The sequence below is a fragment of the Pararhodobacter sp. genome (genome assembly GCF_034676545.1).
Classification (GTDB): domain Bacteria; phylum Pseudomonadota; class Alphaproteobacteria; order Rhodobacterales; family Rhodobacteraceae; genus Pararhodobacter.
Map to the genome: position 1 here is coordinate 1,409,864 of NZ_JAUCBZ010000015.1, position 13,523 is coordinate 1,423,386.

Consider the following 13,523-nt stretch of genomic DNA (forward strand, 5'->3'; position numbering starts at 1 on the left):
GGAGGCTCAGGACTCTGGGCCTGAAGCCGGATTTGTCGCCGTATCTGTCGCCGGATCTTTGGCGGGCTTTTTGGCGGCGGGCTTTTTCGGTGCGGCTTTGGTGGCCTTTTTCGCCGCAGGCTTCTTGGCCGTTTTGGTCGCCGTTTTGGCCGCAGGTTTCGCCGCAGGTTTAGCCGCCGCCTTCGCCGCAGGCTTCTTGGCCGCCGCTTTCTTGCCCTTGGTCGCCGCCTTCGCCGCGATCAACTCCAACGCCTGCTCAAGCGTCACCGCCTCAGGCTCGATCTCCTTGGGCAGGGTCGCGTTGACCTTGGCCCATTTCACATAGGGACCATAGCGCCCCGGCATCACCTGAACCGGTCCGCCATCGGGGTGTTCGCCCAACTCCTTGAGCGGTGCCGCCGCCGCACCACGCCCGCCGCGTGCCGCCTTGGCCGCCAGCAATTCCACCGCATGATTCATGCCAATGGTGAAGACTTCGTCAACATCGGGCAGGTTGGCATAGGTTTTGTTGTGCCGCACATAGGGACCAAAGCGGCCAATCGCGGCCTCGATGGGTTCACCGTCTTCCGGATGCGTGCCGATCGGGCGCGGCAGCGACAACAGGCTGAGGGCGCGCTCCAGATCCAGCGTCTCGGTGGGCCAGGTCTTTGGCAGACTGGCGCGCGGCGGTTTCTTGTTGTCCTCAGTCACCGCGCCGCGCTGCACATAGGGGCCGAAGCGGCCGTTGCGCAGATAGATCGGATCGCCGTCGTCATGGCCCAGAAGCTTGCCATCGCCCGACAGTTCCGCGTCGCCCTCATCGCCCGACAAGGGGCGGGTATAGCGGCATTCGGGATAGTTGTTGCAGCCGATGAACGCGCCGCCCGAGCGCGCGGTCTTCAGGTTCAACCGACCGATGCCGCAGGTCGGGCAGGTCTTGGGGTCGCTGCCATCCTCACGCGGTGGATAGAGATGCGGCGAGAGAACTTCGTCAATCTTTTCAAGCACGTCGGTGATGCGAAGCTCGGATGTTTCGGCAATGGCCGCCGAGAAGTCGCGCCAGAAACGATGCAGCACATCCTTGTAATCGCGCTCTCCGGCCGAGATATCGTCAAGCTGCGATTCCAGGTCGGCGGTGAAATCATATTCCAGATATTTGCCGAAATAATTGACCAGGAAGATCGTGACCAAACGGCCCTTGTCCTCGGGGATCAGACGGTTCTTGTCCTTGATGACATAGCCGCGATCCTGAATCGTGGTGACAATCGACGCATAGGTCGAGGGGCGGCCGATGCCCAATTCTTCCATGCGCTTGACCATCGTCGCCTCGGTATAGCGGGGCGGCGGCTGAGTGAAATGTTGCTGACCCAGCACGGCACCATCGGCAGAGAGCAACGCCCCGGCGGCGCGGCGCAGGGTTGCGCTCGGGTCCTCGATCACGTCATCGACAGGTGCGGCCTTGGCGAAACTGGCCACCATGCCGTCTCTGGTCTTCTTCAGCGCGTCGCCCGGCGCCAATTGCGGCAGACGACCGTCATCCTCGCCATCCTCGTCGCGGCCTTCCTCATAGACCTTGAGGAAACCGTCAAACAGCAGCACTTGCCCGTTGGCGCGCAGGCCGACCTGGCCGTCCTTGCTGCCAATCTCGGCCACCGTACGCTCCAGACGTGCGGCTTCCATCTGGCACGCGATGGTGCGCTTCCAGATCAGATCATAGAGGCGGCGCTGGTCGGTATCGGTCAGGCGCAGCTTTTCGGTGTCGGCCGACATATCGGTCGGCCGGATGCATTCATGGGCTTCCTGTGCGTTCTTGGCCTTGTTTTTATAGATCCGCGGCGAGGATGGCACATAAGCCTTACCAAACCGTGACTCAATCTCGGCGCGGGCGGCCTGCACGGCTTCGGGGGCCATGTCGATGCCGTCGGTCCGCATATAGGTGATGTGCCCGGCCTCATAGAGGCGCTGGGCGGCGGACATGGCCTGCTTGGCCCCCATGCCGAATTTGCGGCTGGCTTCCTGTTGCAGCGTCGAGGTCATGAAGGGCGCGGTGGGGTTGCGGCTGGCGGGTTTGGCCTCGACGGATTGCACGAAAAGCTCGCGCGAGGTCAGCGCCTGCACGGCCATTTCCGCAGATTCGGCGGTCGGCAGGTCGAATTTGTCCAACCGCTTGCCCGCGAGGCTGGTCATGCGGGCGGTGAAAGTGGCACCGCGTGGCGTGGTGAGATCGGCGACCACCGACCAGTATTCCTGGGCGCGGAAAGCCTCGATTTCCATTTCGCGCTCGACGATCAGGCGCAGACACACCGATTGCACACGGCCCGCCGATTTCGCACCGGGCAATTTGCGCCACAACACCGGCGACAGGTTGAAACCGACAAGATAATCCAGCGCCCGGCGGGCAAGATAGGCGCGCACGAGGGGCATATCGACCTCACGCGGGTTTTTCATCGCCTCGGTGACGGCCTGTTTGGTGATCGCGTTGAACACCACGCGCTTGACCGGCATGTCCTTCTTGATCGCCTTGGATTTCAGCAAAGCCTCGGTCAGGTGCCAGGAAATCGCCTCACCCTCGCGGTCGGGGTCGGTGGCGAGGATCAGGTCGTTGTCGGTTTTCAAGGCGTCGGTGATGGCGCGCAGATGCTTTTTGCTATCCGTCGCGACCTCCCATTTCATTGCGAAATCATTGTCGGTATCGACCGACCCATCCTTGGGCGGCAGGTCGCGCACATGCCCGAACGAGGCCAGAACCGTATAGTCGGAGCCCAGGTATTTGTTGATCGTTTTGGCTTTCGCGGGGGACTCGACGACGACAACTGCCATGCAAACCTCTGATTGTTAACGCCCTTTTTCACAAATGACGGCTGCGACGGGCGGTGCCGCGCGGCCTAGATGGGGGTGAATGGGGGGTATTGTCAATCTGGCGTGCGGATTCGAGGCAGGGTGACGCGCCTCAGGCGAGGGCCAACATGCCGCCGGGTTGGCGCTGCACGCGGCCGTCCAGTTCGAGGAACAGCAGGGCGGGTGCGACGGCGGCGGGGGGCAGGCGCAGGTCGCGCAGAAGCTGATCCTCGGCGACCGGGGCAGGGCCGAGGGCGGCGAGGATCTTGCGGTGCAGGGTCAGGGTGTCGATCGGTTTCGCGGGGGGCGGCGTGTCGGATTGGGGTGTCGTCGCGGCGGTGGGGGTGGTCGACGGGGTCGCGATGGCGAAACTGCCCTCGAGCGCGTCAATCACGTCGGCCACGTCGCGCACCAGGGTTGCGCCGCCGCGGATCAGGGTGTTGCACCCGGCGGCGCGGGCGTCGAACGGGTGACCGGGCACGGCGAGGACCTCACGGCCCTGATCGAGCGCATCGCGGGCGGTGATCAGACTGCCGGAACCCTCGGCGGCCTCGACCACGATCACGGCGTGGGACAGGCCCGAGATCAGGCGGTTGCGGCGCGGGAAATGGCGGGCCTGGGGTTGCAGGCCGAAGGGTTGTTCGGACAGGCGCAGGCCCTGATCGGCGATGGCGGCGGCCAGAACCGCGTTTTCGGGCGGGTAAATGACGTCAACGCCGCCCGCCATCACGGCTATGGTGCCGGATTTCAGCGCCGCCCCGTGTGCTGCCGTGTCGATGCCGCGCGCGAGGCCCGAGACCACGGTGAACCCGTGATAGCCCAACCCCTCGGCCAGTTTGCGCGCGGTCCGCAGGCCAAGGCTGGAGGCATTGCGCGCGCCGACAATGGCCACGGCGGGTTGGTTGAGGGTGCGCAATTTGCCCATCGCCCAGAGGACGGGTGGCGGGTCGGTGAGGGCCGCGAGGGTGGCCGGATAATCGGGGTCGCCCAGGCACAAGAGATGGCCGCCGCGGGACCGCCCGTGGGAGAGTTCGCGCAGGGCATCGTCGCGGGAGTAGGGGGTGTAGTCGGTGACGCCCGAGGCCCGCGCGATGTCAGGCAGCGCATCGAGAGCGGCGTCGGCGGAGCCGTGTTCGTCCATGAGCCGCAAGAAGGTGGCCGGGCCGACGCGGCGTGAGCGAATGAGACGAAGCCAGGACAGCCGGTCTTCTTCCGTGGTGGGTGGGGTGAAGGGTGTGGGAGAAGAAAATGTGTTCCCGTCCATGCTGACCTCGCCTCATTCAAGTTTGAATTTGCGCGATGAAGGTTAACGGAAGGTGAAGGAATCAGGGGCAAACCAAGATAAACTTGTTTCATCGCCGAATTCTTGCGGCCGGGATGCGATGGCAGGTGCGTGCAAGCACGCACCCTACACCCCGATCAGGCGACACCGCCGATGGTCAGTCCGCCGATCAACAGGCTGGGTTGCCCGACGCCGACCGGCACCCATTGACCCGCCTTGCCGCAATTGCCGATGCCCGGGTCCATCGCCATGTCATTGCCGATGCCGCGCACGTTGCGCAGCGCGGTCGGGCCGTCGCCGATCAGCGTGGCCCCGGTCACCGGCTCGCCGACCTTGCCATCGCGGACGCGGTAGGCCTCGGTGCACGAAAACACGAATTTGCCCGAGGTGATATCGACCTGACCGCCGCCAAACCCGACGGCCCAGATGCCGTCCTTCATGCTGGCGACCAGATCGCCCGGATCATCGGTGCCGCCCAGCATATAGGTGTTGGTCATGCGCGGCATGGGCGCATGGGCGTAGCTTTCGCGCCGCCCGTTGCCGGTGGCCTTGACGCCCATCAGCCGCGCGTTCTGGCGATCCTGCATGTAGCCGACCAGAATCCCGTCCTCGATCAAGGTGTTCTTGCCCGAAGGCGTGCCCTCGTCATCAATGGTGATCGAGCCGCGCCGGTCCGGGATCGTGCCGTCATCGAGCACGGTCACGCCGCGCGAGGCGACTTGCTGACCCATCAGCCCGGCAAAAGCCGAGGTTTTCTTGCGGTTGAAGTCGCCCTCGAGCCCGTGGCCGATGGCTTCGTGCAGCAAGATGCCGGGCCAGCCGGGGCCGAGCACGACATCGAGGCTGCCCGCTGGCGCCGGGCGCGCATCAAGGTTGACCAGGGCGACGCGCAACGCCTCGCGGGCCACGGGTTGCCAGTGGTCGGCCGCCATCAGCCCGGTCAGGCCGATTCGCCCGCCGCCGCCATAATGGCCGGACTCGCGGCGGCCGTCTTTCTCGACGATCACGGCGATGGAAATGCGGGCCATGGGGCGGGTGTCGGTGGCGATGCCGCCCTCGGGGCGCAGGATCACGATCTCCTGCACCGAGGCGGCGAGGCTGGCGGTGACTTGCACCACACGGGCATCAAGCGCGCGCACAAAAGCGTCGATGTCGCGCAGCGTGTCGATCTTGGCGGCAAAGCTGGCCTCGGTGATCGGGTTGAAGGCGCCGTAGAGGTGGCGATTGGTGCCGACAGGCGGTTCTGCCAACGTACCGCCGCCCGCGCCGACCGCCAATCGCGCGGTTTGCGCGGCGCGTTGCAGGGCGGATTCGGTGATTTGCGTCGAATGGGCATAGCCTGCGACATCATCACGCACCGCGCGCAACCCGAATCCCTCACCGGCGTCATAGGCCGCCGAGCGGATACGGGCATCATCGAGGACCAGCGATTCGGAGCGACGGCGTTCCAGGAAAAGCTCGCCATCATCCGCGCCCGACACAGCTTCGCGTAATATGGACAGGGCGCGATCTTGATCGATCATCGTCTCGAACGGGTTGAAAACGTCGTCGGCGACCTGTGTCTGGACTGCTGCTGACATGAAACTCCTTTCGCAATCTGCACCCACGTCTTTGATTCAGGTCAAAAGGTGGCGAACTGACGCATTGGTTTGGCTTGTTCTGGCGCAGCTAATATGAAATTAGAAGAGAGGGAAACCTTCGATTACGATTTGCACCCGGCTTGCGCCGGGAGCACCGGGTTGTGATCGGCGGGATGAATGACGGTTGAAGCGCCGCGTAAAAACGGGAACACACGATGCATCTTTTCAAAGACCTCACGCGTCTGGCTGCCGGATTGGGCGGTATAGCACTGTCGATGGCGGTGGCCGGTCAGGCCCTGGCACAAGAACTGCCCTTCCTGGGCGAACCGCATGATGGCGGCATGAACTTTCAGACTCCGGCCACGTCGATCGCAGAGGAAACACTGTGGATCGACACCGCGGTTCTGTATTTGATCACGGGCATCACGTTGCTCGTCTGTGTGCTGGTGGCATGGGTCATCATTTTCCACAACCGCCGCGCCAACCCGACGCCCGCGCGGTTCACGCACAATTCACCGCTGGAAGTGGTGTGGACGATTGTCCCGATTTTCATCCTGATCGCGATTGGCTCGTTCACCGTTCCGGCGCTGTTCCGCTCGCAGATCATGCCGGAAGCCGATGTGACGATCAAAGTGACCGGCTACCAGTGGTATTGGGGCTATGAATATGTCGATCACGGGGTCGAATTCTCCAGCTACCTGTTGCAGCGCGACGAATTGGCCGAATTTGGCTATGAGCCGCGTCACTATCTGCTGGCGACCGACACGCAAGTTGTTGTGCCTGTTGGGCAAAACGTGGTGATGCAGGTCACGGGCTCTGACGTGATCCACTCCTGGGCGTTGCCTGCGTTTGGTGTCAAGCAAGACGCCGTGCCGGGACGCCTGGCGCAGCTCTGGTTCAACGTCGACCCGCCGGGGATCTATTTCGGCCAGTGTTCCGAGCTTTGCGGCAATGGTCACGCCTATATGCCGATTGTGGTCCGCGCCGTGCCCGAGGCCGATTATATCGCCTGGCTGCAAGAACAAGGGGCGACCAATCTTGCCGCGGCACCGGGGTACGACGCCACGGTACAACTGGCCGCCGCCAGCGAGTGATCTAAGTTACAGGTGCCGCGCCGCCGAAAAAAGGGCAGCGCGGCACAGACAAGTTCCGAGGACCAGATGAGCGACATCCAAGCCGACATCACAGCACAGGGCCGCACGGGCGACGCCGGATTCGGCGATTACGTCCAGCTGCTCAAGCCGCGGGTCATGTCCTTGGTGGTGTTCACGGCGCTGGTCGGTCTGTTGGTCGCGCCCGTACCGTTGCATCCCATCGAGGCGATTGCGGCGATCATTTTCATCGCGCTGGGCGGCGGGGCGTCGGGCGCGCTGAACATGTGGTGGGATGCCGATATCGACCGGGTGATGAAGCGCACCGCCAAGCGCCCGATCCCGGCGGGCACCATCGAACCCGGTGAGGCCTTGGGCCTTGGCCTGACGCTGTCGGTGATCTCGGTCCTGATGCTGGGGCTGGCGACCAATTTTCTGGCGGCGGGCCTGTTGGCCTTCACGATCTTCTTTTACGCCGTGGTCTATACGATCTGGCTGAAACGCTCGACGCCGCAGAACATCGTCATTGGCGGCGCTGCGGGCGCGTTCCCGCCGATGATCGGCTGGGCGGCGGCAACCGGCAGCGTCGGGATCGAATCGGTGCTGATGTTCATGCTGATCTTCATGTGGACGCCGCCGCATTTCTGGGCGCTGGCGCTGTTCATGAACAGCGATTATTCCAAGGCCAAAGTGCCGATGCTGACCGTGACCCATGGTCGCAAGGTGACGCGCGCGCATATTCTGGTCTATACGATTGCGCTGATCCCGTTTGCCCTTGCGGCCGGGTTCACCTCGATCGGGGGGCCGATCTATCTGGCGGTTGCGGTGGTGCTGAACGCGCTGTTCCTGTTCGGCGCCTGGCGTCTCTGGCGTCGCCCCGAGGCCGCGGCCGAGGCGGATAAATACGCGGTCGAGCGGCGCTTTTTCTATTTCTCGCTGATCTATCTGTTCGGCCACTTCCTCGCGCTCCTTGTCGAGGCAACACCAATCGCCGGCGGATTTCGGCCGCGCTGGGCTGGGGGTTCTGAGATGAGCATGCACCGCGACCACGAACTTCACACCCGCCGCTGGGGCCGCAATCTGGGCGTGGCGCTGACGCTGGCGGTGTTCATCGCGCTGGTCTTCGGGCTGACGATTGCCAAGGTGCAGCGTGGAGACTCCATGCAGGCCTCGGATCACACCTATCGCAGCGAACTGGACCCGGCGAACCGCATCCCGCTGCCGGAGGCGTCAGAATGATTCGCTGGTGGCGCTCGCTTGATGGTGTCGGACGCACGGCCACCTCGATGGTCGCCGTGGTGGTGTTCATGGCCAGCATGGCCTGGGCTGCCGTGCCACTGTATGACTTGTTCTGCCGCGTCACCGGCTTTGGCGGCACGACGCAGGTCAGCGACGCGGGCTCGGATCTGATTCTGGATCAAACCATAAAGATCCGCTTTGATGCCTCCATCGAGCGCGGCTTCCCGTGGGAATTCCGCCCGGTTGAGCGCACGATGGATTTGCAGATCGGCCAGACCGGAATCGCGTTTTACGAGGCCTACAACCCCACCGACCATGTCGTTGCGGGCACGGCGAGCTATAATGTGACGCCCTATGCGGCGGGTAGCCATTTCATCAAGATCGCCTGTTTCTGCTTTACCTATCAGGTGTTGCAACCGGGGGAGCGGGTGCAGATGCCGGTAACCTTCTATGTTGATCCGTCGATTGTGGATGACCCGGAAGCACGCGATATTCATACAATTACGCTGTCGTATACCTTCCACAATACGGAAGTGCCCGCCGAGTCCGGGGCGCAGATCGAGACCAACTAATCCGGTTTCCGCATGACGTCGGAGGCCATACGAAAAAGGACCGTAAAAACGGTTTGAAACGGGAAAGTCTGAGGGAACACACCATGGCGCACGAAAAGAACCATGATTACCACATCCTGCCACCGTCGATCTGGCCGTTTATCGGTGCAGTATCGGCCTTTACCATGCTGTTCGGGGCAATCTTGTGGATGCACGACAGCGGGCCGTGGATTTTTGCAATCGGCCTGCTTGGCGTGTTCTACGTCATGTATGCCTGGTGGTCCGATGTCGTTGTCGAAAGCCACAGCGGCGACCACACCCCCGTGGTGTCGATCGGCCTTCGCTACGGTTTCATCTTGTTCATCATCTCCGAGGTGATGTTCTTCGCAGCGTGGTTCTGGAGCTTCTTCAAGCACGCCATGTACCCGATGGGGCCGGACAGCCCGGCCATTGACGGACCATTCCCGCCCGCCGGAATCGAGACCTTCAACCCCTGGCACCTGCCGCTGATGAACACGCTGATTCTGCTGCTGTCGGGCTGTGCGGCGACCTGGGCGCATCATGCGCTGGTGCATGAGAACAACCGCAAGGACATCAAGAATGGCCTGCTGTTGGCGGTCATTCTGGGCATCTTGTTCACGGCATTGCAGGCCTATGAATACAGCCACGCGGCCTTTGGCTTTGCCGGCAACATCTATGGCGCCAACTTCTTCATGGCGACCGGCTTCCATGGTTTCCACGTCATCATCGGCACGATCTTCCTGTTCGTGTGCTACCTGCGCACCCGCGCCGGGCATTTCACGCCCGAGCGTCATGTCGGCTTCGAGGCAGCGGCCTGGTACTGGCACTTCGTGGACGTGGTCTGGCTGTTCCTGTTCGCCGCGATCTATGTCTGGGGTCAGGGCTGACCCTGAATTCCGGCCCCTTCTTCGGGCTTGGCGAGAGTGGTGCGGGGGGCTTTGGCCCCCCGTCGCCGTTGACGGGCAACGCGCAGTTACGCAAAGGCACTTCCTATGCTGAAACGCATGATCGGACCGCTCATTTTCGGGGTCGGCGGCTTGGCCATTTTGCTGTCGCTGGGCTTTTGGCAGCTTGCGCGGTTGGACTGGAAGCTGGGCGTGATCGCCAATATCGAAGCGCGCATTCACGCCGCCCCGGTCCCGGTGCCCGCCGCGCCCGAGGCCGGGTCGGACCGTTACCTGCCGGTCACCGCGACGGGCGAGTATAACGGCGAGGTGGTGCATGTCCTGTCGAGCCAGCGCGAGCAGGGCACCGGCAGCCATGTGATCGCGGTGCTGGAAATGCCCGATGGCCGCCGGATTCTGGTGGACCGCGGGTTCATGTCGGATGCGACGCGGCGTGACGCGGTTCTGACCGCGCGCGGGGTCGAGGTGACGGGAAACCTTCTGTGGCCCCTCGATTCCGATTCCTACACCCCGGCCCCCGACCTGAACCGCAATCTGTGGTTCTCACGCGATATCGAGCCGATCGCCGAATATCTGGGCACCGAGGAGGTGATGATCATCGCCCGCACGGACACGCCGCCAGTGCCGGGTCTGGTGCCGGTGCCGATCAACACCGCCGATATCAAGAACGATCATCTGGGCTATGCGCTGACGTGGTTTTCCCTTGCATTTGTCTGGGCGGTAATGACAGCGATCCTTCTATGGCGTATCAGGCGCAACACGGCCTGAGGAAAGCAGTATGACCTATATTTCAACGCGCGGCGCCTCGCCCGCTCTGAGTTTTGAACAAGCGATGTTGACGGGCCTTGCGCGCGATGGTGGCCTGTATGTGCCGCAGTCGGTGCCGACCCTGTCCGCGGATCAGATCGCGGCGATGGCCGGGCAGAGCTATGAAGACATTGCGTTTCAGGTGATGAAACCGTTTATCGGCGATGCCTTTACCGACGCCGAGTTCCATGGCTTGATCGCCACCGCCTATGCCGGGTTCGGCCACGCGGCACGCGCGCCGCTGAAGCAACTGGCCCCGAATCATTTCCTGCTGGAACTGTTCCACGGCCCGACTCTGGCGTTCAAGGATTTCGCCATGCAGTTGATCGGCCAGATGTTTCAGGCCTCGCTGTCGCGGTCGGGCGAGCGGGTGACGATTGTCGGCGCGACCTCGGGCGATACCGGCTCGGCGGCGATCGAGGCGTTTCGCGGGCTGTCGAATGTCGATGTGTTCATCCTGTTCCCGCATGGCCGGGTGTCTGAGGTGCAGCGCCGCCAGATGACCACCGCACCGGATTCAAACGTGCACGCGCTGGCGGTGGATGGCGATTTCGACACCTGTCAGGGCTTGCTCAAGGACATGTTCAACGACTTCGCGTTCCGCGACCGGGTGCGGTTGGCGGGCGTGAACAGCATCAACTGGGCGCGGGTTCTGGCGCAGGTGGTCTATTATTTCAGCGCCGCCGTGAGCCTTGGTGCACCGCATCGCGCGGTCAATTTCACCGTGCCGACCGGCAATTTCGGCGATGTGTTCGCGGGCTACATCGCCCGCAAGATGGGGCTGCCGATCGAGCGGCTGGTGATTGCCACGAACCAGAACGATATCCTGCATCGCTGCCTGACGACGGGCGTTTACCAGACAGACACCGTACAGCCGTCGATCAGCCCGTCGATGGATATTCAGGTGTCCTCGAATTTCGAGCGCGTGCTGTTCGACGCCTATGGGCAAGACGGGCAGGCCGTAGCACAGGTGATGGATGAGTTGAAAACAACGGGTAAATTCACCGTCAGCCAAGGCGCGTTGCAGGCGTTGCGCGAGGTTTTCGACTCGGGCCGGGTGAGCGAGGAGGAAACCTCGGCCTGTATCACGCGCACACTGGCCGCGTCCGGCGAATTGCTCTGCCCGCATTCGGCGGTGGGCGTCGCTGTGGCGCAAACCCATCTGGGCACGGTGCCGATGATCACGCTGGCCACGGCGCATCCGGCGAAATTCCCCGATGCCGTCGAGGCCGCGAGCGGCATTCGCCCCGATTTGCCGCCGCGCATGGCCGACCTGTTTGACCGGCCAGAGCGCGTGACCCGCATGACCGGCGACCGCGCCGCGTTGCAGGCCTTGATCCTGGATCGGACGGGCGCCTGATGCATCAAATCACCACGCTGGCCAATGGCTTTCGTATCGTGTCCGAACCCATGCCGGGGCTTGCCTCGGCGGCGGTGGGCATCTGGGTAACGGCTGGCGCGCGCCATGAACAGGCCGAGCAGAACGGCATTGCGCATTTCCTGGAGCATATGGCGTTCAAGGGCACGGCCAAGCGCACCTCGTTGCAGATTGCCGAGGAAATCGAGGATGTTGGCGGCTATATCAACGCCTATACCAGCCGCGAGATGACCGCCTATTACGCCCGTGTGCTGGAGGCCGACGTGCCGCTGGCGCTGGATGTGATCGCCGATATCGTGCTGAACCCGGCCTTTGATGCGCGCGAGATCGAGGTCGAGCGGCATGTGATCTTGCAGGAAATCGGTCAGGCGCTGGATACGCCCGATGATGTGATCTTTGACTGGCTGCAAGAGGCGACCTATCCCGATCAACCCTTGGGCCGTCCGATCCTTGGCCCGGCGGACCGCATCGCACATTATGGCGCGGCGGATTTGCGCGGGTTTGTGGCGGGGCATTACGGGCCGGGACAGATGATCCTGGCGGCCTCGGGGGCGGTGCATCACGACCGGTTGGTGCGACTGGCCGAGGCGTTGTTCGGGCACCTGTCGCCGCTGATCATGACCGATGCCGAGCCGGCCGTATATGCCTGCAACGAGCGGCGTGAGGTCAAGGAGCTGGAGCAGGCGCATTTCGCATTATCGCTGGAAGCGCCGGGTTTCCGGGACCCGGACCTGTTCACCTCGCAGGTTTATGCAGGGGTCATGGGCGGGGGCATGTCGTCGCGCCTGTTCCAGAAACTGCGCGAGGAGCGCGGCCTGTGTTACACGATCTTTGCGCAGGCGGGCGCGCATGATGACACGGGTGCGATCACCCTTTACGCTGGCACCGGTGCCGAGGATCTGGCCGATCTGTCACGCCTGACGATTGATGAATTGCGCCGCGCCGCCGAGGACATGACCGAAGCCGAGGTCGCGCGCGCCCGCACGCAGATGAAGGCCGGGCTGTTGATGGGCCTGGAAAGCCCGTCGAGCCGCGCGGAACGTCTGGCCCGATTGATCGCCATTTGGGGCCGGGTGCCCAGTCTGTCGGAAACCATCGAGCGCATCGACGCGGTGGATCTGGCGGCGCTGAAAGCCTTTGCCGAAAAGCTGGTGATTGACGCGCGGGTCAGCATGGCCCTGTATGGGCCGGTGGACAGCGCGCCGTCGCTGGAGGCGCTGCGCGAAAGGTTGGTGGCATAGTGCTGGGGCTCTCGCTGAAATCCAGGCGGCGGTTTCGATTGGAGACCGAGCGCATGGTGCTGCGATTGCCGGAACACGCGGATTATCGCTATTGGGCCTCGTTGCGCGAAGCGAGCGCCAGTTTCCTGACCGCGTGGGAGCCGACCTGGTCCGCCGAGCACCTGACGCGCCGCAGCTTTACCTGCCGCGTGCAATGGGCCGCCCGGATACAGGCGCAGGGCAGCGGGCTGCCCCTGTTTCTGATACGCCGAAGCGATCAGCAACTGTTGGGCGCGATCACCCTGGACAATATCCGCCGTGGTCCGGCACAGGCGGGGACCATCGGCTATTGGATCGGGCAACCCTTTGCGCGGCAAGGGTATATGCGCGAGGCGATCCGCAATCTGGTGCATCATGCCTTCACCGACATGGACCTGAGCCGGATCGAGGCGGCCTGTCTGCCCGAAAACGCCGCCTCGCGCGCGGTGTTGGAGAAATCCGGCTTCAAATACGAAGGTGTCGCGCAAAGTTATTTGCAGATCAACGGGCGCTGGCGCAACCATGTGCTGTACTCCAATCTACGCGGTGACCGGCGAGGGCGCACGGATGCGGGCTGACGGACAGGTCTTGTT

At 63.2% G+C, this 13,523-nt stretch carries 10 protein-coding genes and 1 pseudogene; 8 read left to right on the top strand and 3 right to left on the bottom strand.

The window, feature by feature from the left end:
• Nucleotides 1-6: 6 nt before the first annotated feature.
• The 3 genes from topA to tldD form a co-directional block, all read right to left on the bottom strand.
• The gene (gene topA, locus VDQ28_RS10370; RefSeq protein ID WP_323035868.1) at nt 7-2,799 is read right to left on the bottom strand and encodes a type I DNA topoisomerase; all 2,793 of its coding nucleotides are present in this window, start codon (nt 2,797-2,799) and stop codon (nt 7-9) included.
• 130 nt (nt 2,800-2,929) lie between these two features.
• A complete protein-coding gene (gene dprA, locus VDQ28_RS10375) occupies nt 2,930-4,081 on the bottom strand; it encodes a DNA-processing protein DprA (RefSeq protein WP_323035869.1) in 1,152 nt (383 codons plus the stop codon).
• 155 nt (nt 4,082-4,236) lie between these two features.
• Nucleotides 4,237-5,679: a metalloprotease TldD gene (gene tldD, locus VDQ28_RS10380; RefSeq protein WP_323035870.1), complete on the bottom strand. Its 1,443-nt coding sequence runs from the start codon at nt 5,677-5,679 to the stop codon at nt 4,237-4,239.
• A 215-nt stretch (nt 5,680-5,894) separates the two neighbouring features.
• Between tldD and coxB the strand changes: the two genes are divergently transcribed.
• From coxB to VDQ28_RS10420, 8 genes and pseudogenes are all read left to right on the top strand, one after another.
• Nucleotides 5,895-6,773 carry a cytochrome c oxidase subunit II gene (gene coxB / locus VDQ28_RS10385; RefSeq protein ID WP_323035871.1) on the top strand — a complete coding sequence of 293 codons (879 nt, stop codon included), beginning with the start codon at nt 5,895-5,897 and terminating at the stop codon, nt 6,771-6,773.
• A 66-nt stretch (nt 6,774-6,839) separates the two neighbouring features.
• A pseudogene (gene cyoE, locus VDQ28_RS10390) lies at nt 6,840-7,751 on the top strand (heme o synthase); the annotation flags it as partial.
• A 254-nt stretch (nt 7,752-8,005) separates the two neighbouring features.
• Nucleotides 8,006-8,581 carry a cytochrome c oxidase assembly protein gene (locus tag VDQ28_RS10395; protein WP_323035872.1) on the top strand — a complete coding sequence of 192 codons (576 nt, stop codon included), beginning with the start codon at nt 8,006-8,008 and terminating at the stop codon, nt 8,579-8,581.
• 83 nt (nt 8,582-8,664) lie between these two features.
• Entirely contained in the window at nt 8,665-9,468 is an 804-nt protein-coding gene (locus VDQ28_RS10400) for a cytochrome c oxidase subunit 3 (protein ID WP_323035873.1), read from the top strand.
• A gap of 105 nt (nt 9,469-9,573) precedes the next feature.
• A complete protein-coding gene (locus VDQ28_RS10405; protein WP_323035874.1) occupies nt 9,574-10,254 on the top strand; it encodes an SURF1 family protein in 681 nt (226 codons plus the stop codon).
• A gap of 10 nt (nt 10,255-10,264) precedes the next feature.
• Nucleotides 10,265-11,653 carry a threonine synthase gene (gene thrC, locus VDQ28_RS10410; protein WP_323035875.1) on the top strand — a complete coding sequence of 463 codons (1,389 nt, stop codon included), beginning with the start codon at nt 10,265-10,267 and terminating at the stop codon, nt 11,651-11,653.
• Nucleotides 11,653-12,912 (top strand): M16 family metallopeptidase, encoded by a 1,260-nt coding sequence (locus VDQ28_RS10415; protein ID WP_416349368.1) that lies wholly within the window; start codon nt 11,653-11,655, stop codon nt 12,910-12,912. Before thrC ends, VDQ28_RS10415 begins: the two co-directional genes overlap by 1 nt.
• 53 nt (nt 12,913-12,965) lie before the next feature.
• Complete coding sequence (locus VDQ28_RS10420) at nt 12,966-13,508, top strand: GNAT family N-acetyltransferase (protein ID WP_416349369.1); 543 nt, start codon at nt 12,966-12,968, stop codon at nt 13,506-13,508.
• Nucleotides 13,509-13,523: the final 15 nt, after the last annotated feature.

Coding starts and splice junctions, on each gene's coding strand:
- topA (WP_323035868.1), bottom strand. CDS start 2,799: ATGGCAGTTGTCGTCGTCGAGTCCCCCGCGAAAGCCAAAACGATCAAC.
- dprA (WP_323035869.1), bottom strand. CDS start 4,081: ATGGACGGGAACACATTTTCTTCTCCCACACCCTTCACCCCACCCACC.
- tldD (WP_323035870.1), bottom strand. CDS start 5,679: ATGTCAGCAGCAGTCCAGACACAGGTCGCCGACGACGTTTTCAACCCG.
- coxB (WP_323035871.1), top strand. CDS start 5,895: ATGCATCTTTTCAAAGACCTCACGCGTCTGGCTGCCGGATTGGGCGGT.
- VDQ28_RS10395 (WP_323035872.1), top strand. CDS start 8,006: ATGATTCGCTGGTGGCGCTCGCTTGATGGTGTCGGACGCACGGCCACC.
- VDQ28_RS10400 (WP_323035873.1), top strand. CDS start 8,665: ATGGCGCACGAAAAGAACCATGATTACCACATCCTGCCACCGTCGATC.
- VDQ28_RS10405 (WP_323035874.1), top strand. CDS start 9,574: ATGCTGAAACGCATGATCGGACCGCTCATTTTCGGGGTCGGCGGCTTG.
- thrC (WP_323035875.1), top strand. CDS start 10,265: ATGACCTATATTTCAACGCGCGGCGCCTCGCCCGCTCTGAGTTTTGAA.
- VDQ28_RS10415 (WP_416349368.1), top strand. CDS start 11,653: ATGCATCAAATCACCACGCTGGCCAATGGCTTTCGTATCGTGTCCGAA.
- VDQ28_RS10420 (WP_416349369.1), top strand. CDS start 12,966: ATGGTGCTGCGATTGCCGGAACACGCGGATTATCGCTATTGGGCCTCG.